The organism is Gemmatimonas phototrophica (assembly GCF_000695095.2).
Lineage (GTDB): Bacteria > Gemmatimonadota > Gemmatimonadetes > Gemmatimonadales > Gemmatimonadaceae > Gemmatimonas > Gemmatimonas phototrophica.
The window spans coordinates 3985807-4006426 of the sequence record NZ_CP011454.1 but is presented as its reverse complement, the minus strand read 5'-3'; the positions used below and the strand labels follow the sequence as shown (position 1 = coordinate 4006426).

At 65.1% G+C, this 20620-nt stretch carries 15 protein-coding genes; 10 read left to right on the top strand and 5 right to left on the bottom strand.

Features of this window, described 5'->3' with window-relative positions; translation table 11 throughout:
* Nucleotides 1-2: 2 nt before the first annotated feature.
* Nucleotides 3-383 (bottom strand): hypothetical protein, encoded by a 381-nt coding sequence (locus GEMMAAP_RS16900; protein ID WP_026848266.1) that lies wholly within the window; start codon nt 381-383, stop codon nt 3-5.
* Between the two features lie 116 nt (nt 384-499).
* Between GEMMAAP_RS16900 and GEMMAAP_RS16895 the strand changes: the two genes are divergently transcribed.
* Nucleotides 500-3841 carry a trifunctional glycoside hydrolase family 18/polysaccharide deacetylase/glycosyltransferase family 2 protein gene (locus tag GEMMAAP_RS16895; RefSeq protein WP_043579347.1) on the top strand — a complete coding sequence of 1114 codons (3342 nt, stop codon included), beginning with the start codon at nt 500-502 and terminating at the stop codon, nt 3839-3841.
* Nucleotides 3842-3856: 15 nt separating this feature from the next.
* On the opposite strand, the gene GEMMAAP_RS16890 is transcribed toward GEMMAAP_RS16895, so the two are convergent.
* Nucleotides 3857-7729: a hypothetical protein gene (locus tag GEMMAAP_RS16890; protein ID WP_026848268.1), complete on the bottom strand. Its 3873-nt coding sequence runs from the start codon at nt 7727-7729 to the stop codon at nt 3857-3859.
* A 76-nt stretch (nt 7730-7805) separates the two neighbouring features.
* Here GEMMAAP_RS16890 and GEMMAAP_RS16885 point away from each other — a divergent pair, with 76 nt between their 5' ends.
* A complete protein-coding gene (locus GEMMAAP_RS16885; RefSeq protein WP_026848269.1) occupies nt 7806-8228 on the top strand; it encodes a hypothetical protein in 423 nt (140 codons plus the stop codon).
* On the top strand, nt 8225-9046 hold the full coding sequence (locus GEMMAAP_RS16880; RefSeq protein ID WP_053333588.1) for an HTTM domain-containing protein: 822 nt from the start codon (nt 8225-8227) through the stop codon (nt 9044-9046). The genes GEMMAAP_RS16885 and GEMMAAP_RS16880 overlap by 4 nt, the downstream gene beginning before the upstream one ends.
* 3 nt (nt 9047-9049) lie before the next feature.
* On the opposite strand, the gene GEMMAAP_RS16875 is transcribed toward GEMMAAP_RS16880, so the two are convergent.
* From GEMMAAP_RS16875 to GEMMAAP_RS16865, 3 genes are read right to left on the bottom strand one after another with little or no spacing between them, the layout of a single operon-like run.
* Nucleotides 9050-10348 carry a M20 family metallopeptidase gene (locus tag GEMMAAP_RS16875; protein WP_026848270.1) on the bottom strand — a complete coding sequence of 433 codons (1299 nt, stop codon included), beginning with the start codon at nt 10346-10348 and terminating at the stop codon, nt 9050-9052.
* A gap of 42 nt (nt 10349-10390) precedes the next feature.
* A complete protein-coding gene (locus GEMMAAP_RS16870; protein WP_026848271.1) occupies nt 10391-10705 on the bottom strand; it encodes a hypothetical protein in 315 nt (104 codons plus the stop codon).
* Nucleotides 10706-10729: 24 nt separating this feature from the next.
* Entirely contained in the window at nt 10730-12253 is a 1524-nt protein-coding gene (locus tag GEMMAAP_RS16865) for a fumarate hydratase (RefSeq protein ID WP_026848272.1), read from the bottom strand.
* Between the two features lie 120 nt (nt 12254-12373).
* Here GEMMAAP_RS16865 and GEMMAAP_RS16860 point away from each other — a divergent pair, with 120 nt between their 5' ends.
* From GEMMAAP_RS16860 to GEMMAAP_RS16830, 7 genes are all read left to right on the top strand, one after another.
* A complete protein-coding gene (locus GEMMAAP_RS16860; protein WP_026848273.1) occupies nt 12374-13486 on the top strand; it encodes a PrnB family protein in 1113 nt (370 codons plus the stop codon).
* Entirely contained in the window at nt 13486-14760 is a 1275-nt protein-coding gene (kynU, locus tag GEMMAAP_RS16855; protein ID WP_082821429.1) for a kynureninase, read from the top strand. Before GEMMAAP_RS16860 ends, kynU begins: the two co-directional genes overlap by 1 nt.
* 109 nt (nt 14761-14869) lie before the next feature.
* Nucleotides 14870-17260: a bifunctional salicylyl-CoA 5-hydroxylase/oxidoreductase gene (locus GEMMAAP_RS16850; protein ID WP_043579348.1), complete on the top strand. Its 2391-nt coding sequence runs from the start codon at nt 14870-14872 to the stop codon at nt 17258-17260.
* Nucleotides 17257-18015, top strand: a complete 759-nt coding sequence (locus GEMMAAP_RS16845) for an SDR family NAD(P)-dependent oxidoreductase (RefSeq protein WP_026848275.1) — start codon at nt 17257-17259, stop codon at nt 18013-18015. Before GEMMAAP_RS16850 ends, GEMMAAP_RS16845 begins: the two co-directional genes overlap by 4 nt.
* Nucleotides 18016-18017: 2 nt before the next feature.
* Complete coding sequence (locus GEMMAAP_RS16840) at nt 18018-18563, top strand: MarR family winged helix-turn-helix transcriptional regulator (protein ID WP_026848276.1); 546 nt, start codon at nt 18018-18020, stop codon at nt 18561-18563.
* Nucleotides 18560-19408, top strand: a complete 849-nt coding sequence (locus GEMMAAP_RS16835; RefSeq protein WP_026848277.1) for an enoyl-CoA hydratase family protein — start codon at nt 18560-18562, stop codon at nt 19406-19408. The genes GEMMAAP_RS16840 and GEMMAAP_RS16835 overlap by 4 nt, the downstream gene beginning before the upstream one ends.
* A 6-nt stretch (nt 19409-19414) precedes the next feature.
* Entirely contained in the window at nt 19415-20611 is a 1197-nt protein-coding gene (locus tag GEMMAAP_RS16830; RefSeq protein WP_026848278.1) for an acyl-CoA dehydrogenase family protein, read from the top strand.
* Nucleotides 20612-20620: the final 9 nt, after the last annotated feature.

Sequence of the window (20620 nt, the reverse complement as noted above, 5' to 3'; positions counted from 1 at the left end):
CGTCAGCTGTGCATCAGCGTGTACAGGGCGCACTGCCGCACTTCAGTCACCGACAGCATCCATCCGTCGGCCTGCACGGTGCGGCCCTGCGCGAAGTCGTCCACGACACGATCGTTAACGGCCACCGGCGCACTCCAGGGCCACGGTGCCAGGTCCTTTCCAATCGCGGTTCGCAGCAGGTCCGGGGTGTGTTCCGCCGGAACGGCTGCCAGATAGGCCCGGCCAATCCGCACGATACGCTCGTGCCCCATGCTGGCAAGCAGCCCCGGGGTATTCACCCCGTCCGGGGGGATAGATGGCGCGCCACAGGCCGCGCCGCCGCCCGCAAGGACGGTGACACCGGCGACGCTCAGCGTGGTGCGAACAAAGGCGCGACGTTCCATGCCGCGAACGTACGGGCTCGTCGTCCGGCGAACAAGCTGGGGCCTCACTCCACGCGGCAATCACCGTCGTTTCGCCAAAGGGTCAAGCGGAGCGCACAGCGGCCGATGCTATTGGGGTGTCTCCTCGTCCAGTTTTCCACGATCCGTCAGGAAAGCGGAGCAAATCGCTCCGTTCGGTACTCGTTGCCATCAGTGCCATTGGCGCGCTGCTGGTCGGGTCTGTTGCCATTGGCGTCCTCAATCCACCGGTGGTGGATCCGCTGCCTATGGCCATCGGGTCCGCCGTGGTGCGGGCGAGCCGAACGCAGGCGGCGCCCGCACCGGCGTGCCCTGCGCAGGGCTGTCCGGCCATGGCGCGCCCGCGGCATCAGGCGGCGCCGGTCGGTGACCCCATTATTGCCGGCTTTGCCGTGCAGTGGGATGCTGCCAGTCGGGCCTCGGTAAAACGCTACGGCAACCGACTGGACTGGATCATCATCGAAGGCGCGTTCCTGGGCCGAGGCAAGCGCAACGAGATCACCGTCACGCTCGACGAAGATCTCCTGGACGATGCGCGAAAGCATGAGGCGGATATTCACCTCATGCTGACCAACTTCGGCGCCTCGGGGTTTGACTCTTCCCTTGTCATGTCGGTGGTTGGCACCGCGGCGGCGCGTCAGCGCGCGGTGCGGCAGCTCGTGGATGTGGTGAAGGAGCATGGATTGCAGGGAGTCACCGTAGACTTTGAATTGGTCCCGGCCGCAGCGCATCCGCAGGTACTGGCGTTCATCACCGACCTCCGCGCTGCTCTCCGGCCGCTGCAAGCGGTGGTCTCGGCCGCACTGCCTGTCAGCGCCGACGATCACTATCCGTTGGCGCAGTACGGCGACGCGCTCGATTACGTCATTCCGATGCTGTACGACGAGCATGCCGGCGTGAATACCCCAGGGCCCGTGGCCAGCGCGTCGTGGTTTGCCGACCGACTCGATGTTGTGCTCGACGCCATCCCGGCGCACAAGCTGCTGGTGGGGCTGGGCCAGTATGGCTACCACTGGCGGAGCGACCGCCCGGAGGCGGCCACGGTGAGTGTGGGCGAAGCCATGGCGCTGGGGCGAGCGGCAAAGGGAGGCCCGTGGTTTGATGGACGCACCCGGAATCCGAATGCCACCTGGCGCGATGCTCAGGGGATTACCCACAGCGTGTGGTATCTCGATGCCACCACCACGTGGAATCAGCTGCGGGCTGCCCGTGCTACGGGCGTGGCCGGTATGGCGCTCTGGCGACTGGGTGGGGAAGATGTCACGCTCTGGCGTGTGCTGGGCCGCGAAGGGTTGGAGGGGCACCTCGACTCCTTGCGCGCGCTCCCCAATGACGGCGTCTCGGTGATTGTTGGCGAGGGCGAGATCCTCGCCGTGGAAGGTCACGAAGGCATTGGACTGCGCAGCGTCGCGGTCGATTCCGCCGGGTATGTGGAAGGACAGTCACTGGAGAAGCCAGCCGGGGGCTATCTGGTATCGCGAGGAGGCAGTGCGGTCAACCGGGTCGCGCTCACCTTTGATGATGGGCCTGATCCCACCTTCACCGCCCCCATCCTCGACACGCTGGCGTCGCGACACGCCGTGGCGAGTTTCTTCGTGGTGGGTCGTCAGGTGCAACACTTGCCTGACCTCACGCGTCGCATCGTGGCAGAAGGCCATGAGATCGGGAATCACTCGTGGAGTCATCCGGATTTCGCCACCCTGAGCGCGCCAGCGGTGCGCATGGAGCTCGCCGCCACCGGTCGGGCCATTGAGGCCGTCACCGGCCATCGGCCCTTGCTCTTCCGGCCCCCGTACATTGGCGATGCGCGTCCCGCTACTGATGAACGGCTGCGCCCCATGGCAATCGCCAATGAGCTGGGCTATCGCGTGGCTGCACTGGAGATCGATACCAAGGACTGGTTCGAAAGTGACCCGCAGAAGATCATCGCGAATGCACTATCGGCGCTGGAGCGCAAAAACGGACGCATCATCCTGCTGCACGACGCGGGTGGCGATCGTGCCTCCACCATTGCGGCACTCGGCCCGCTCATTGACTCCCTGCGCGCACGGGGCTTCGAACTCACCACCGTTGCGGGGCTGCTGAACGTGACTCCGCAAGCGGGGACCCCCAGTGCTCCGCGTGATGAAGCGCCACAGCGTGCGCTCAATCTGGCCGCCATCAATGTCGCCAATATTGGCGAAGCGCTGCTGGTCGGTACGTTTCTGCTCGCGCTGGTGCTCGGCGTGCTGCGCCTGGTGGCGATTGGCAGCCTCGCCGGGCTGCAGCGCTTCGTGCCGCGTTTCGCGCGGCCGCGATACGGACGGCGCGCCGAAGACGCCGAGTTCCTGCCGTTGGTGTCCGTGGTGATTCCCGCGTACAACGAAGGGCGGGTCATTGGGCGCACCGTGCGGTCGGTACTACAGCAGGTGTATCCGCAGTTCGAGATCATCGTGGTGGATGATGGCTCCAGCGACGATACGACGGCGGCCGCGCAACTGGCGACGGATGATCCGCGGGTACGCGTCATCCGAAAGCCGAACGGCGGGAAAGCCGCCGCGCTCAACCACGGCATGACCGTCGCTACCGGCGAGATCATCGTGGTGATTGATGCCGATACGCTGTTGGCCCCTGACGCCATACGCCATCTCGTCCGCCCGCTCGCCGATCGTCGGGTGGGTGCCGTGGCGGGCAATGCCAAGGTTGGCAATCGTGTCAATCTCGTGACGCGGTGGCAGGCCGTGGAGTATGTCACGAGCCAAAACCTCGACCGCCGGGCGTTCGTGATGCTCAATTGCATTACCGTGGTGCCTGGCGCCATCGGTGCGTGGCGGCGCGCCGCGGTGCTGGACGCGGGCGGATTTCGTACCGACACGCTGGCCGAAGATCAGGACCTCACGCTGACACTGCTGCGGCGCGGCCATCGCGTGGCGCTGGCCGATCAGGCAGTGGCACTGACCGAGGCGCCGGAAACGTTTGAAGCGCTGCTCAAGCAGCGATTCCGCTGGAGCTTTGGCACGCTGCAGTGCGCGTGGAAGCATCGCGCGGCGTTGGGGCGTCGTCGCTCGGGTGCGCTGGGTCTCGTGGGGCTCCCCAACATCTGGCTCTTTCAGTTGCTGTTTCCGTTGCTGGCACCGGCGGCCGACGTGGCCTTGCTGGCCACGCTGGCACGATTCCTCGTGGAGAGCCCCGTGCTGGGCGCACATGCCGCGTGGGCGCATGCGGAGCCGGTCGCGCTCCTGTATCTGTTCTTCCTCGCGGTGGACACCGTCACGGCGCTGATTGGCGTGGCCTTCGAGCCGGGCGAAAAACTTTCGCAGGCCCTGTTGGTACCGCTGCAGCGCGTTGCGTATCGCCAGGTGCTCTATGTGGCCTTGCTGAAAGCCATGCGTGCGGCGCTCAAGGGATGGGCACCGGGCTGGGGCAAGCTGGAGCGGACCGGGCGCGTGCAGGCCACCTGACCGCAGCCCGTGTGGCTAGCGCGACAGGGGCTGCATGATGAGCGCATCAAGCAGCACGTCGGTGAGACCGCGTGAGTCGTCGGAGTCGCTTTGCACGGTGATCGCAATGACCCGCAGAGCGTCCAGTGGCACTCCGGGAAACGCCCGTCGTACATCGGCGGCAAAATCGCGACGGATCTCAGTCCAGCGGCCCTCTGCCGACGGTCCGCCAATGTTGATCACCCACGCTTCCGGCAGTACGGAGAACGCAATGCGCCGTCTGGACGCACCGGCCTCCATGAGTGAATCCGCCGCGGGAGTGTTGCCATTGGCGTCACGGGCTCCCCACGTATAGCCAAAGAGCAGGCGACGCTTCTTGCTCGCCGGTCGCTCGTCGCGCAGGACGTACCACACCTTGATCGTGGCATCGTTCCGGCCGCGGCCGCCCTTGCCGGGGGCCACACCAGCCACGCCGCTGTCCACGCGCACTCTGAGCGAGAACTCCGGAAAATCGGCCGGTGCAAAGCGGAATGCCACGGTTGTCATTTTCATGGCCGTGCGTTGGGTCCGCAGCCGACAGGCGCGACCGCTGGGGGTATCGGCCCCTACAATCGAGAATCCGTTCGCGCGGTTGTTCTCGCTGCCGCCATTCCCGGCGTCGTAAAGAAACGCGTACTCCTCGCGGAACGCCGACATGGACTCCTGATCGCAATACAGGCGGATGCCCGTAGGCAGCAACGCCGGTGTGGCTTCAGTGACCGTGCCTTCGGCCAGTGACTCCAGCCCGTTCATGCGAAACGTGCGCTGCGCGGTCCACCCACCGGTGCCACCCGGAAGTGTTTGCCGCTGGCGTGCGACGCTCCGAGACGTCAACGGCAGGGTGGTGGCCCCCTCGCCCTGTGCTTGCGGTCCCAACGTCGTTGCGTTCGAGGTCTCCGCGACTTGCGTCCGTGCTGCTACCGCACGGCGCCACGCATTTGCCGCCTGTGGCTCCAAGGCCCCCACTTCGTTGAGTGTCAGCAGCACACTCTCCAACACACTCTCCTGCGGAAATGCCGACGCACTGCGCGCGGCAATATGATCACCACGTACCGCTCCCAGATGAACCGACGGAATCTCCGTCGGGAAGCGCGATGATGACTGCGCGACCACGCCGTCATTCTCTTCGGAGAACCGGGCAATGCGCTTGGTGATCTTCATCCAGGGATGTGCGTCGGCCATGTCAGACACGAGCGACAGCGAATACAGCGGCACAACGTCGCCCAGCGATCGCCCCGCCGCTCCCCAGAAGCCGGCCCGATTGGCGGGCCAGAGCGACTCCACTGCGCGCGTGGTGTCACATGATGCCGGACGTGGTCGGGCGACGGACCACCGGAAGACGGCCTCGGGAATATCCGCGCGCTCGGCCACGGGTGTGCCGAGGTGCGGCGACGCAATGGTCACCAGCGCCGCGACTTGTTCACGCGCCAGTACCGTGTCGCGCAGCAGCGCCTCGCTGGCGTCAACGCCGCCTTTGGAATACCCCACAATGACATAGCGGGGGCGGGCATACCCGCGCCCCGTGCGGCGGCGCGTATCGTCGCGTAACTGCTGCAGCAGACGCCCGGCGTTGTCGCTGGCACGGCATCGCCCATCGGTCCCTGCCGGGAGCACGCGCACGCCGAGCCGCTCGCGGATGCTGCGCAACGCCCGCTGCCAGATCTCATCGTCGAACAGCTCGCCAAAGATGCCGGGCGCGTAGACCACCGTGATGTCACCGACGGGCGCGTCATAGAGCAAGGGAACGCTCGCGCCTTCCACCCGACGTGTCAGTTCCCGTTCCGCCAGGATCTGGGTAAACAGACGAGGGGCCACCGTGCTGTCGTTGAGCAACATGCCGGGACCGGCCCGTACTTTGTCACGCTGGTCGCGATGCCAGTGCAGGGCAAAGACGCGGTCGCGCGTGTCGGGAATGGATTCGGTTTCCGGGGCGTACAGCGCGGCATCGAGAAAATGGGGCATCGTCCAGACGGCCATTGCCGCGCGCCGGACGGCGTTACCCGGCAGCGTCGCGGCCGTTGTACGCCGACCAAACCAGAGGTCGTAGAGCGTGGCCAGGGGCGACAGTTCGGGTATCGCGCGCAGCCGTGCCGTCGTGCGCTCCGCCAGTCGTGAGAGGTCAGTGTCGGTGGCCGTCGAAGCGGTCGGAATCTCGTCGGCAAGCGCTAGCAGCGTATCGAGGTGCGTGGTCACCCCATCCACGAGACGTGCCTGTTGCAACGCCTGTCGCGAACGCGAGACGCGTCGTTGCTGCGCGGCGCGTGTTGAGGGGGGGCCGCGCACCGCTGCCGACAGATCGCGGAGCGCAGACCAGTCAAAGAAGGCCGCCGACAGGGTCAGGGGGCGAACTCGGCGCAAAAACGCCGCGTCGGTGTGGTCGTCGTCGCGTCCGGTGGCCAGCATTGGCAAACCGGTGGACAGACTCTCGGCCAACTGGCGAGCGTCGTGCGGCGCCAGCGACAGCACCCGATTGAAGAGCCCACGCTCGGTGAGGCCGGTAAGGGCGAGCACCTCATGACTGCGCACGGAGTGAGGTACCGCCGTGTGTGTACTCGCCACCAGGCCAAGCGTCGCGCGTGCACCCAGCGCACCATGCGTGCGAACCATCTGTACGTAGCGTCCCAGTGGACCCGCCCAGCAGTATCCGTCGCGCAGGTTCACAATGAGATCTGGGGCATTCTCCACCTCCTTGCCGGCACTACGCATGAGACGGAACGGGGCGTCAGGGTAGGCGCCATTCATGGTTGCCGCGCGCATGGTGGCATCAGGCACCCAGCGAGGTGCGGCCCCCGGTGCCGACCACAGCGCCTCGGCGATTCCCAGCGGGTTCCCGGTGTGGGCGGTGTATGCGACGGCGCCGTCCTCGCGCCAGCGCAATGTGGCTTCGCCCTTCACCGCACTGTAGATGACGACGTAGCGATCATCGCCACGCACTTCGAGCCACGTGACCAGATCCACTGCGCCATGTGCGGCGGCCGCCACGGCAAAGGCACGCCGTCGCTCCAGATCGGCGAAGTAGACGTTGATCATACTGGCCAACGCGAGGGTCACCACACTCGCTTCATTCGCGCGCGTCAACTGTCCGGAGTCCTTGCGCACGAGCCTGGCCGCACGGAATGCGGCGTCCAGCGACACAGGGGTGAGCCGTCGCTCCGGTGCCCCCTCGGCAAAGGCGCCGGCGTTTCCATGATCGGAGAGCATCCAGCTCTCCACCGGGGGACCACCACGGCGGGATAGCGAATCCAGGACGCGGGTCATCATGGCGTCCAGCCGACGCAAATACGGGTGCAGGCCGTTGAGGTGTGTATGGGCCAGCGCATCGGCCGCGCCGAGGAAGGCTACATGATGCGTGCCGGTGAATTGCTCCAGCACATTCCGCTCGGCCTCGGCCAGTTCCCGCTCCACGAGGCGGCCCCCGTCGAAATACATGAGCGGCTCCACGAGCGGATCAAAGAACCAGTCGAAGGCCCGCATGTAGTTGAAGGGGTGGGCCTGTCGGACAAACACCTCGCGGGGATCATCCTGCACGCGCATGGCGTCCAGATCAAACCAGTTTGCTTCGATCGACCGCATGGTTCCCCGTGCGCCAAACAGGCGCCGAGCGCCGGTGATCTCCGTCCACGAGGGGTGGCTCATGGATGGATAGGGGGCCACATGTCGCCCTGCGTACTGGAATTGGCGAAAGAGGCCGCGCCGACGGGCCTCGGTAAAGGCCTCGAAGCTGAGCCCATCCACGGCCCACACCAGGGTGCGCGAGCCCGCGCCCGCCCGTTGGGTGGCGGACGGTGGCGAGGGGGCATCAGCCGACTGTGCCGCGGTCAGCAGCCCAATGGCGGCGACGCAGGCACTGATTCGAGCAAGCAAGCGCATCCCTGACGATGCACCGGCGAACGCCCGCTGTCGAATGGGCGAACGGCGGCGGCCGGAGATTATGCTATAGTCCAGCATGTTGTGGCGCCTGCTCTTTCCGTCGTGGGCTTTTTTCGATGCCATTACCGATGTGCCCCGACTTGAGATTCGCGGGCTCACCGAGAATGGTGTCGCCGGTCCGTGGCGTGCAGCGCTGGCTGCTCCCGCGCGAGGACGCTGGGCCGTGCTTTACCATCCGGAGGGGACGGCGCACCTGGCCATGCAAGCGATCGTGGATCGTCTGGCGGTTGAGCAGGAGTCGGGAGAGCACGATGGCACTACCGTTGCTCTGGTGGCAGCCGTCGCAGCGTGGAGCCTTGAGGAGCGCACGCATGAACGCTCCGACCATACGGGGGCCGCGCACGGCCAATGGCAGTGGCGCATTGTTGCGGTGGATGCACTGCACCCGCACGCGGTGCGCACGATCTACGAAAGCCGGCCGGAGGCTTTCCCGTCATGATGCTGCTGGCCGAAATGCCGCCGGCGTTGGTGTCTGCGACTTGGCCAGCGGTGGTTCGCATCATGCAAGCGCTGGCGGCCGTGGCGTGCTGTACGATTGCGCTTGAGCAGGAGGCGCTGTGGCGGCGCGGCCTGATGCACGCTGTATGGCGAGCCGACCTGCTGGCGCCCTGGTGGGGGTGGCGGCGCCCACTCCTGCAATCGGCGGCGCTCCTTCAGTTGCCGCGCCTGCAGGGACTGCTGGCTGTCACGTTGTTATTCGTCGCCACGCGGCCTGATCGATCGACGCTTGGCGGTTCGCTCTCAGCGGCGGCGCTCGCGATGACTCTCTGGCTCACCGCGGTTCGTTTTCGCGGCACGGTGAACGGCGGGAGCGACGGCATGTTGTTTACGGTGCTCGTGGGTCTCGCCGTGGCCACGGCTCCCATGGCCTCCCCGCGGCTGGCGCAGGGCGCCGTGCTGTTCGTCGCGGCTCAGCTGCTCTTGTCCTATTTTCGCGCCGGGCTGGTGAAAGCCAGGCAGCCCAGCTGGTGGACAGGCGAGGCCTTACGGAGCTTTCTGGCCATCCCGGCGTACGGTGTGCCTACGTGGGTGCCGCAGGCTCCGGCGCTGTTGCGCGTGGTGTCGGTGATGGTAATCCTCTTTGAACTGGCGGCCCCCCTCGCGTTGTTCAACACCACGACCTGCCTGATATACAGCGCGGTGGCCTGGTGTTTTCACCTGACCACCGCGTTGATCTTCGGGCTCAATCGGTTTCTGCTGGTGTGGAGCGCGGCGCTCCCGTCAGTCTGGTTCGCCGTGCATCTGGTGCAGTCGTAGCTCTTACGGGACGATCTTGGCCGGTAGCACGACTTTTACGCCATCGGCAAAGGTCGCCGTCAGCAGATACAGCAGCTTCGTGCTGGGCAGAGCGCTTGAGGCGATGGCGTATTCGGTCAGCTGATGGGCCCCGCTCGCCTTGGACCCACCAATGGCGATGCTGGGAATCTTGCGGACCACGCCGGGGTTCGCATCGGTGGCACCGGTGGCGACGGCTTCCTGCGCCCCCGGCATCCCGGCACTCATGCCCAAGGCACGATTGATATCCACGGCCGTCTGCACCAGCGGGTGAGCGCGGGCACCTTCCAGCTGTTTCTCCGTGCCGCCTGCCTGGTTCTTCTGCTCCACTTCCACGCGTAATCCCACCTTGAATTCGTCCGCCACTTCCTTGGTGACTCGCGTAATGGTGCGATCAAGGGAGTCGAGCAGCACCGGGTCGCTGCTGCGCAGGTCGACGGTGAAGTACAGTTCCTGCGGTACGGCGTTGAAGATGTTGCCGCCGTGCACCTGGCCAATGTTCATGACCGCTCCATTGGGCAGGGCGGGGAACTCGAGCTTGTACAGACGCTCAATGGCCTCGGCGAGTGCCTTGACCGGAGAAGGGCGGCCGCGCGATGCCAGCGTGTGGGCGCCGGGGCCGGTGAACACGTACTTCGTCCAGTAGATACCCAGCGCGCCATACGCGACGCTGCCGTACGAACCATCCGGAACGATCAGCAGGTCCGGGCGGGGATTGGTGCGCAGCCAGTATTCAGCGCCCTTGAGGCCCACTTCTTCCTGCGTGGTGCCAATGAAAATGATGTCGCCTTTGCTGGAGAACTTCGTGGCGTTCATCGTCCGCAGGGTGGCGAGCATGTTCGCCACCGAGGCCGTGTTATCGCCAACGCCCGGCGCAAAAAGGGTGTCGCCAGCGCGGCGCACTTTCTTGTTCGTTTCGTTGGGGAACACCACGTCCATGTGCGCCATGATGGCAATGGTCGGTCCGCCGCCTGTTCCCTTGCGTACCGCAATGATGTTGCCGATCGAATCTACCGTGGGCTTGAGTCCCTGCTTTTCAAACTCCGCCTTCACGAAGGCCCCACGCGCCTGTTCCAGCCCCGATTTCCCGGGCATCTCCGTGATGCGTACCCACTCTTCCACCTGCTGCGGAAAGTTCTTCTCAATGAGCGCCATCGCCGACTTGATGTCGGGACGCTCCATCAGCTTGGGGTCCCAGCTGGTGGGATACTGCGGGGCCTGCTGTCCTGCGAGTGGCATCGCCACACACAAGGCAACCACCGCGACAGCAAAACGAGTGATCATCGGGATCCCGTGAAAGGAGTGAAATTGGAAAACGGCGAGCGTCTATCGTGCGGGAGGCGACGTCTGCGCCCCTTGTGTTGATTCCTGCCAACCGTCCTGAATACCGCGACGGAATTCAGGATTGCGGAGTGCGATGCCGAAGCCTATGCCGATGCCAGCCAGAAAAATGATCACACCGATGGCACGGCCAAGGACACGCCGTGCGAGGGGGGCGAGCGGCTGCGCGTCTGCCTTCGACATTGCCGTCGCCGCTGCGACCGGTGCCAAGGCTTTCGCCTGCAGTTCGGCAATGTGCGCTCGGAGACGCTCGTTTTCTGCCTCGAGCGCTTTGAGATCTCTATCGGTACTCATCATCATCGCCCAAAGCGGAACGCGTTGCGATCACGCCAACACTGGCAGGCCCTTCCGGATGTTGTCCTGCCACAGCGCTGGACCGGTTTCGTGCACGTTGTCGCCGGCGGAGTCCACAGCCACCGTGACCGGCATGTCCTCGACCGTGAACTCGTAGATGGCCTCCATGCCAAGGTCTTCGAATGCCACCACCTTGGACGCACGAATGGCCTTGGACACGAGATACGCCGCGCCGCCCACCGCCATGAGATACGCCGCCTTGTGCTTGCGGATGGCTTCCAGCCCTGCCACACCGCGCTCGGCCTTGCCGATCATCGCAATCAGACCGGTCCTGGCCAGCATCATCTCGGTGAACTTGTCCATGCGCGTCGCCGTCGTTGGGCCAGCAGGGCCCACGGCTTCATCACGCACCGGATCAACCGGCCCCACGTAGTAGATCACCCGGTTGGTGAAATCCACCCCGGCCGGCAGCCCCTCACCGCTTGCATACAAATCCGCGATGCGCTTATGCGCCGCATCGCGGCCCGTCAACATCTTGCCGTTGAGCAACAGCCGATCGCCCGCCTTCCAGGTAGCCACAATGGCCGGCGTGAGCGAATCGAGATCCACGCGCTTGGCGTTCACGTCCGGACGCCATGTGACATCCGGCCAGTCGCTCAGCTTCGGAACCGGCAACTGCGCTACCCCACTGCCATCCAGCACAAAATGCGCGTGCCGAGTGGCCGCGCAGTTGGGGATCATCGCAATGGGCTTCGAGGCCGCATGCGTGGGATAGTCCCAGACCTTCACGTCGAGCACGGTGGACAACCCACCAAGCCCCTGCGCGCCGATGCCCAGGGCGTTGATCTTGTCGTGCAGTTCGATACGCAGTTCCTCTATCTTGTTCTGCGGGCCGCGCAATTTGAGCTGCGCCATGTCGATGTGCTCCATGAGCGATTCCTTCGCCATGAGCATCGCCTTCTCGGCGCTGCCGCCAATCCCGATGCCCAGCATACCCGGCGGGCACCAGCCGGCGCCCATGAGGGGGACGGTCTTGAGCACCCAGTCCACGATGCTGTCGCTCGGATTGAGCATCGCAAATTTGGACTTGTTCTCCGAGCCGCCGCCTTTGGCGCCCAGCTTCACGTCCACCGTGTCACCCGGCACCAACTCCACGTGCACCACCGCCGGCGTGTTGTCGCGCGTATTCTTGCGTGAGAACGCCGGGTCCGCCACGATCGATGCCCGCAGGATGTTCTCCGGCAACAGATACGCACGGCGCACCCCTTCGTCGACCATCTCCTGAATGGAGAGCGTTGCGTCCCAGCGCACGTTCATCCCGACCTTCAGGAACACCACCACACTGCCGGTATCCTGGCAGATCGGGCGATGCCCCTCGGCGCACATGCGCGAGTTGGTGAGGATCTGGGCAATCGCATCCTTGGCAGCGGGCGACTGTTCCTTCTCGTACGCGTCTCCCAGCGCGTGGATGTAATCCAGCGGGTGGTAATACGAAATGTGCTGGAGGGCGTCCGCGATGGACTGAATGAAGTCGGATTGGGTGATGGTGGTCATACCTAAAGAAAAGCGCTGGGGCTGGATTGGTGAACTGCACGCCAAAGACCGGCACATCGAAGATGGCCCCAAACAAACCCCGAATGACATCCCGGCTCGTCCCGCCCTACAATCATTCGGATGGACCTCTCCCACTACCATGTTCATCCGGTCACCGGCTTTGTCCCCCCGGTCCCCCTCCCGCACCACCTGCCGGCCAGCTACGCCGTCTGGGATGCGCTGGTCCCGGAGATGTCGGCACTGATCCGCGCCCGTCGTCTGCGCGCCGCGCTGCGGGCGCTCCCCATGCTGGATATTGGGGAACTGGTCCTCGAGGGAGATCGCGAACGGGCACTGCTGCTGCTCACGCACTTTGCCAATGGCTATGTCTGGAGCGGCGACAGCGCCGACCTGCAATTGCCGGCCACCGTGGCCGTCCCGCTGTGTGCTCTGGCCGCGGAGATGGGACGACAGCCCATCGCGCACTATGCGACCACCACCCTGACCAATTGGCGGCTGGTAGACCCCACACAGCCGGTGTCAGTGGACAACGCGCGCACCCAGATCCAGTTCCTCGGCGGGGTAGATGAAGACTGGTTCTTCATTGCGTCCATGGGCGTGGAGCTGGCGGGGGCGCCGCTGCTGCCAGTCGTGGCCGATGCCCTGCAAGCCTCGCGCGACGGCAGTGATGCCGAACTGACGCGCGCCCTTGAGCAGTTCACGCATGGAATGGCTGGGGTGCAGGCCGCGCTGGAGCATGTACGCACGTGGTGCGATCCGGCCACCTACTACCTGCGCGTTCGCCCGTTTGTGGCCGGCTGGCCGCAGCCCGGGGTGGTGTACGAAGGCGTCTCTGACGAACCACGGCGATTCATTGGCGGCAGTGCGGCGCAGAGTGCGCTCCTGCAACTCTTTGACGCCATGTTGGGTGTTCATCATGCGGACGCCCCGGCGGGCGCCTATCTGCGCGCCGTGCGCGGCTATATGCCGCCGCCGCATCGGACCTTCGTGGAAGATGCCGAGCGCGATACCCGGGTCCGCGAGCGAGTTGTCGGGGGGACGCCGGCGCTGCAGCAGGGGTACAACGAGGCGCTCGCCACGATCGCCACTTTCCGTGAGGCACACATGCGCCTTGCCCACGACTACATCGTCGCCCCGTCGGGCGCCACGCGCGATATGGCGGGAACCGGTGGCACCGCCCTCGATTCATTCCTTCGTGGCGCACACCGCTCCACCAGCAACGCGCACGTCTGATGACACAGCCCAGCACGGAGTCTGCGGTGGACCACGCCGTCATTTCATCGTCCAGCATCGCCGCGCTCGACGCCGCCGATCCGCTAGCCTCGTACCGTGACCGTTTTCAGTTGCCGGAGGGGGTGATCTACCTCGACGGCAATTCCCTCGGCGCGCTCCCTCGGCAAACCGCCGACCGTGTTCAGGCGGTGATGCAGCACGAATGGGGGACCGGACTTATCCGGAGTTGGAACAGCGCCGACTGGATTGGTGCCCCGCAGCGGGTGGGCGGCAAAATCGCCCGCCTGGTGGGCGCTCGGCCCCATGAAATAGTGGTGGCCGACTCCACGTCGGTGAATCTGTCCAAGCTCATCATGGCGGTGCTCACGGCGCGTCCCGATCGCACGGTGGTGCTGTCGGAACCGGGCAACTTCCCCACTGATCTGTACATGGTGGAATCGGCGCTGGCCACCCTGGGTGGCGCCCGCCAGCTGCAGCTCGCACCGCGGGACACCCTTGCCGAGCAGATCACGGACAACACGGCACTCGTGCTGCTCACGCACGTGCACTACAAGACGGCGGACGTGTACGACATGGCGGCCATCACGGCGGCGGCGCACGCCAAGGGCGCACTGGTGTTGTGGGACCTCAGTCACTCGGTGGGGGCCGTGCCATTGGCCCTCAACGACTGCGGCGCCGATCTGGCCGTGGGGTGTGGCTACAAGTTTCTCAACGGAGGACCGGGAGCGCCGGCGTTCCTATTCGTCGCCGAACGCCACCACGCCACGCTGGTGTCGCCGTTGGGCGGCTGGATGGGGCACGCGCGTCCATTCGCTTTCGTGGATCACTACGAACCCGCGACCGGCATCTCGCGCTTTCTCTGTGGCACTCCGCCCATTCTGGCGGTCGCCGCCCTCGAGAGCGGAGTGGATCTGCACCTTGAAGTGGACATGCAGGTGGTGCTGCAAAAGTCCCGCGCCCTTGCCCAGCTGTTCATGGATCAGGTGGCGGTGCGCTGTGCCCCGTACGGCGTGTCGCTGGTGGGGCCACCACCGGGCGCGCCGCGCGGCAGTCATGTGTCATTCCGGCATGCCGAGGGGTACGCCATCATGCAGGCGCTCATTGCACGCGGGGTCATTGGTGATTTTCGGGCGCCGGACATCATGCGTTTCGGCTTGACGCCGCTGTATCTCCGGTTCACCGACGTGGTGCAGGCCGTGGATGTTCTCGAAGATGTGCTGCGCACCGAGTCGTGGCGTGCCCCGGAATATCAGGTTCGGCAGGCGGTCACCTAACGCCGTGGCGACATGGGCCGCGCCCTCCCTTGCCGGTCTGTTGTAGCCGCCGGCGGCGGGGCGACGATAATTACTTGAGGTTTGAAGTAAGTGGCCGTATGCTCTGTCCATGCGCATCGTCTGTATTGGCGGGGGGCCGGCCGGCCTTTACTTCGCCCTCCTCATGAAGAAGCTCGACCCCCGGCATCAGATCACGGTGGTCGAACGCAACAAGCCCTACGACACCTTTGGCTGGGGGGTCGTGTTCTCCGATGCCACCGTGGAGAACATGCGGAAATGGGACCTCGATACGTGCGAGGCCATCGAGCAGTCGTTCAGTCACTGGGATGATATTGAGCTGCGCTTCAAGGGACAGCGCATCCGGTCTGGCGGCCACGGATTTGTGGGCATCGGGCGCAAGCATCTGCTCAATATCCTGCAGGCGCGGTGTGAGGCGCTCGGCGTGGAGCTGCGCTTTGAGCAGGAGGTCGATTCCGATCTCGATTTTCCCGACGCCGACCTGATTATCGCCAGCGACGGCATCAACTCGAAGATTCGCGCGGCGTACGCGGAGACGTTCAAGCCGGACATCGTGGTGCGTCCCAATCGATTTATCTGGCTGGGGACCCATAAGCTGTTCGACGCGTTCACTTTCGAGTTCCAGCGCACCGAACACGGGTGGTTCCAGTCGCACGTCTACAAGTTCGACGACAAGACCACCACGTTCATCGTGGAGTGCCCTGAGCATGTGTGGCGGGCTCACGGCCTGGACACCGCCGATCAGGACACGTCGATCGCGTTTTGCGAACAGCTGTTCGCCGATTCGCTGGGCGGAGAGAAGCTCATGACCAACGCCCGTCATCTGCGGGGGTCGGCGTGGCTCAACTTTCAGCGCGTCGTGTGTGAGCAGTGGTGGCTGCGCAACGTACACGGCAGTCACGTGGTGCTCATGGGCGACGCGGTGCACACGGCCCATTTCGCCATTGGCGCCGGTACCAAACTCGCGCTCGAAGATGCCATTGAGCTGGTGCGCCAATTCCAGAAGCAGGGCGATACGCCCGAGCACATTCCCGCGGTACTGACGGCGTTTCAGGAGCTCCGGCGCATTGAAACACTGCGCATTCAGAACGCTGCGTGGAACGCCATGGAGTGGTTCGAGGTGTGCGGTGAACGCTACTGCGACCAGTTGGAGCCGGAGCAGTTCATGTATTCGTTGCTGACGCGCAGTCAGCGTATCAGCCATGAGAATCTGCGTCTGCGTGATCGCGGGTGGCTGGAGGGGTATGAGCGGTGGTTTGCGGCGCGCACGCCGTTGGCTGTTGACGGTGACACGCCTTCGCGCGAGGCGCGGCCGGTGCCTCCCATGTTTACGCCGTACACGGTTCGCTCAGTCACGCTCAAGAATCGCGTGGTGGTCTCTCCCATGGCGCAGTACTCCGCCGTGAACGGTGTGGCCGGCGATTATCACCTGGTGCATCTGGGCGCACGGGCCATGGGCGGTGCGGCCATGGTGGTCGCCGAAATGACGGCGCCCAGCCCGACGGCGCGCATTACCCCGGGTTGCCCCGGACTCTGGAACGACGAGCAAGAGCAGGCGTGGCAGCGCATTGTGCAGTGGGTTCATGGTCACACTGACGCAAAAATTGCGCTGCAGCTGGGGCACAGCGGGGCCAAGGGCTCCACCCGTCTGGCCTGGGATGGTATCGACCAGCCGCTGCCAGCTGATGGGCCGGAGCCCGCATGGCCGGTCATCAGTGCGTCGCCCCAGGAGTATCTGCCGGGCATCAGCCCGCGGGCTCACGCCATGTCCCGTGCGGACATGGAGACGGTGCGCGAGGAGTTCGTGGCCGCCACGCAGCGTGCTGCCGCCATCGGGTTTGACTGGCTCGAACTGCACTGTGCGCATGGCTATCTGCTGTCGAGCTTCATTTCGCCGCTCACCAACCAGCGTGATGACGAATACGGCGGCTCGTTGGAGAACCGGCTGCGGTATCCGCTCGAGGTTTTCAGTGCCATGCGTGCGGTGTGGCCGGATCATCTGCCAATGTCGGTGCGTATCTCGGCGCACGACTGGGTAGACGGAGGCATCACGCCTGCCGACGCGGTGCAGATTGCCCGTGCCTTCAAAAACTCGGGCGCCGATCTGATCGATTGTTCATCAGGGCAGGTGAGCAAGCGCGAGAAGCCCACGTACGGACGCATGTTTCAGACGCCGTTTGCGGATCGGATCAGGCAGGAGGCCGGGATCGCCACCATTGCCGTTGGTGCAATCAGCGAAGCCGATCACGTGAACTCCATCATTGCCGCCGGACGTGCTGACCTGTGTGCGGTGGCTCGGCCTCACCTCGCCAACCCCGCGTGGACGCTCACCGAAGCGGCGCGTATTGGCTATCGGGATGTTGTCTGGCCCAAACAGTATCGGACCGCCAAGGCGCAGCTGGAAGCGGGCTTCGCCAGGGCGGCGGCTCCGGTGGCGGCACCTGCGACGGACGGATTCCCCAGCGCGCGGGGGACGTTATGACCCCGCTTGCCGGAAAGCACGCGCTCGTCACTGGCGCCGCACGTGGCATTGGCGCCGCGATCGCTGAACGGCTTATTGCCGATGGGGCCACGGTGACGCTCCTCGGACGCACGCAGGCATCCTTGTCGGCACTCGCCCAACGATTGGGGGCCGGTGTGGTCGGCACGGTCGTCTGTGACATCACCAGCAGCGAGCAGGTGGCGCAGGCCATTGGGCAAATCCCACCTGTCCAGCTGCTGATCAACAACGCCGGACAAGCCGAGAGTGCGCCCGTGGCGCGCACGACCGATGAGCAATGGGCACGCATGCTCGCGGTCAACCTTACCGGCACGTTCTACTGCAGCCGCGCCGTGTTGCCGAGCATGCTGTCGGCCGGATGGGGGCGGATCGTGTCGGTCGCCAGTACAGCGTCGCTGCGCGGATATCCGTACGTGGCCGCCTACGCGGCGGCCAAGCACGGCGTATTGGGGCTGACGCGCTCGCTGGCGCTTGAGGTGGCCGGCAAAGGCATTACGGTCAACGCAGTCTGCCCCGGCTTCACGGATACCGACATGTTGCGCGACAGTGTGGCCAATATTGTGGCCCGTACGGGGCGTTCAGAAGCCGAGGCGCGGGCGTCGTTGTCGGCGTTCAATCCCCAGGGGCGCTTTGTCTCGCCTGCCGACGTGGCCGCTGCGGTGAGCTGGTTGTGTGCCCCCGATGCCGCGGCCATGACCGGCCTGGCCGTGCCTATCAGCGGCGGCGAGGTGATGTAGCAATGGCCACCGGACGATTCGCCCGCGTGCATGTCGTGGATGATGCGCAGATTGGTCAGGAGGCCCGCGCCTCGTCGAGCGACCATTCCGCCGTGCGACTGTGGCTGCGGTTGCTGTCGTGCAGTGCCCAAATCGAACAGCACATCCGCACACGGCTGCGCGAGCATTTTGGGACCACGCTGCCACGTTTCGACTATCTGGCTCAGCTCGAACGGCATCGCGATGGCCTGCGTCTCAATGCGCTGTCGCGATATCTCATGGTGACGGGAGGGAACGTGACCGCCTTGACCACCCAGCTCATTGCCGACGGCTTCGTGCAGCGGATTCCCGATCCCAGCGACGGGCGATCCACCATTGTCCGGCTCACGCCGAACGGGCGCAAACGATTTCTGCGCATGGCGGTGGAACATGAACGATGGCTAGCGGAACTCCTGGATGGTTTCGACGCGCCGCATCGCGAGGCGCTGTACTCTCAGTTGGGTCGGCTGCGGGTGCACCTTGCCCCGCAATCCTCTACGAACACTCCGCGCAAGGAGCGCGCGTCATGACGGCCTATCTGGCAGGACTCGACGCTGGCACGACCCGCCAGATGGCGGACTACACCGCCACGCATTTCGGCTGGACGCTGCACGACGGTGTGGCCACGGTGGTGCTCAACCGACCCGCGCGCAAGAATCCGCTCACGTTTGAGAGCTACGCCGAGTTGCGCGACTGCTTCCGTGCGCTGCGCAGCGCGACCGACGTGCATGCGGTGGTGCTCACCGGAGCGGGAGACAACTTCTGTTCCGGCGGTGATGTGCACGAGATCATCGGGCCATTGGTCTCGCTCGCCGCACCGGATCTCCTGCGCTTTACCCGGCTCACAGGGGATCTTGTGCTGGCCATGCGCGCCTGTCCACAGCCCATTATCGCGGCCGTGGATGGCGTGTGCGCGGGCGCCGGCGCCATTCTGTCCATGGCCAGCGATCTGCGCTATGGCACCGCCCGCAGCAAGACGGCGTTTCTGTTCAATCGGGTCGGACTGGCCGGTTGCGATATGGGTGCCTGCGCGCTGTTGCCGCGCATCATTGGGCAGGGGCGCGCCAGCGAATTGCTGTACACCGGACGCTCCATGAGCGGCGAGGAGGCGGAACGCTGGGGCTACTTCAACCGACTGGTGGCACCCGACGCACTGCTGGGTGAAGCGCAGGCCATGGCCCACCAGCTGCGTACCGGCCCGACCTTCGCCAATGGGATCACCAAGACCATGCTGCATCAGGAATGGAGCATGACCATCGAGCAGGCCATTGAGGCCGAAGCGCAGGCGCAGGCGCTGTGCATGCTTACGGAAGACTTCCGCACGGCGTACCACGCCTTTGCCGCCAAGCAGTCACCGGTCTTTCAGGGGCGGTGACCGTTCATGGCTGATACGCGCTATCTCTCGTGGCCGTTCTTTGCGCCGGAGCATGCCACCTTCGCCCACACGCTCGACCGCTGGGCGGCGGAACAAGTGGCTGATATTCATAGCCACGATACCGACGGCGACTGCCGGACGCTCGTGCGTCTGCTTGGTGAAGCGGGATGGCTCACGCATGTCGTTGCCGGCACGCAATGGGGCGGTGCGGCTGAGGCCATTGATACACGCGCCATCTGTCTGGCCCGCGAAACGTTGGCGCGGCACAATGGACTGGCCGACTTTGCGTTTGCCATGCAGGGGCTGGGATCCGGTGCGATTTCGTTGGCGGGGACGCCGGCACAACAGGCGGCGTATCTGCCTCGTGTGGCGCGGGGCGAGGCCATTGCCGCGTTCGCCCTCTCGGAGCCTACCTCCGGCTCTGATGCGGCCGCGCTGCAGTGCACGGCACAACTGGATGCTGCGCACTATGTACTGAACGGCGAAAAGACGTGGATCTCCAACGGGGGGATCGCCGACTTTTATGTGCTGTTCGCCCGCACCGGCGAAGCCCCAGGTGCCCGCGGTATTTCGGCGTTCATTGTGGATGCCGATGCTCCGGGGCTGGAGATTGCCGAACGCATGGACGTGATGGCGCCCCATCCGCTGGCTCGGCTGGTTTTCCGCGACTGTCGTGTGCCGGTGGGTCAGCGCATCGGTGCTGCTGGCGAAGGGTTCAAGATCGCCATGCGCACGCTGGATGTGTTCCGCACGTCCGTGGCTGCCGCCGCGCTGGGCTTTGCGCGGCGGGCGCTGGATGAAGCGCTGCAGCGCGCCATCACGCGTGAGATGTTTGGCGGCGTGCTGGCCGATCTGCAGCTCACGCAGGCGAGTCTCGCCCGCATGGCGACCACCATCGACAGTGCGGCGCTGCTGACCTACCGCGCAGCCTGGCAGCGGGATCAGGGAGAACCGGTTACGCGTGAAGCCGCGATGGCCAAGTACGTGGCTACGGAAGGGGCACAGGAGGTCATCGACGCGGCGCTTCAGCTCTGGGGTGGCATGGGCGTCAGGTCGGGAGTCCCAGTTGAGCGGTTGTACCGCGAGATCCGCGCGTTGCGCATCTACGAGGGCGCCTCTGAAGTGCAGCAGCTGATTATCGCCCGTGAGTTGCTCCGCGATGCCAGAACGACGACTACGCCGCTGTCCGCCTCCCACACCTGACACGCGCCC

Coding starts and splice junctions, on each gene's coding strand:
- GEMMAAP_RS16900 (WP_026848266.1), bottom strand. CDS start 383: ATGGAACGTCGCGCCTTTGTTCGCACCACGCTGAGCGTCGCCGGTGTC.
- GEMMAAP_RS16890 (WP_026848268.1), bottom strand. CDS start 7,729: ATGCGCTTGCTTGCTCGAATCAGTGCCTGCGTCGCCGCCATTGGGCTG.
- GEMMAAP_RS16885 (WP_026848269.1), top strand. CDS start 7,806: ATGTTGTGGCGCCTGCTCTTTCCGTCGTGGGCTTTTTTCGATGCCATT.
- GEMMAAP_RS16880 (WP_053333588.1), top strand. CDS start 8,225: ATGATGCTGCTGGCCGAAATGCCGCCGGCGTTGGTGTCTGCGACTTGG.
- GEMMAAP_RS16875 (WP_026848270.1), bottom strand. CDS start 10,348: ATGATCACTCGTTTTGCTGTCGCGGTGGTTGCCTTGTGTGTGGCGATG.
- GEMMAAP_RS16870 (WP_026848271.1), bottom strand. CDS start 10,705: ATGATGATGAGTACCGATAGAGATCTCAAAGCGCTCGAGGCAGAAAAC.
- GEMMAAP_RS16865 (WP_026848272.1), bottom strand. CDS start 12,253: ATGACCACCATCACCCAATCCGACTTCATTCAGTCCATCGCGGACGCC.
- GEMMAAP_RS16860 (WP_026848273.1), top strand. CDS start 12,374: ATGGACCTCTCCCACTACCATGTTCATCCGGTCACCGGCTTTGTCCCC.
- kynU (WP_082821429.1), top strand. CDS start 13,486: ATGACACAGCCCAGCACGGAGTCTGCGGTGGACCACGCCGTCATTTCA.
- GEMMAAP_RS16850 (WP_043579348.1), top strand. CDS start 14,870: ATGCGCATCGTCTGTATTGGCGGGGGGCCGGCCGGCCTTTACTTCGCC.
- GEMMAAP_RS16845 (WP_026848275.1), top strand. CDS start 17,257: ATGACCCCGCTTGCCGGAAAGCACGCGCTCGTCACTGGCGCCGCACGT.
- GEMMAAP_RS16840 (WP_026848276.1), top strand. CDS start 18,018: ATGGCCACCGGACGATTCGCCCGCGTGCATGTCGTGGATGATGCGCAG.
- GEMMAAP_RS16835 (WP_026848277.1), top strand. CDS start 18,560: ATGACGGCCTATCTGGCAGGACTCGACGCTGGCACGACCCGCCAGATG.
- GEMMAAP_RS16830 (WP_026848278.1), top strand. CDS start 19,415: ATGGCTGATACGCGCTATCTCTCGTGGCCGTTCTTTGCGCCGGAGCAT.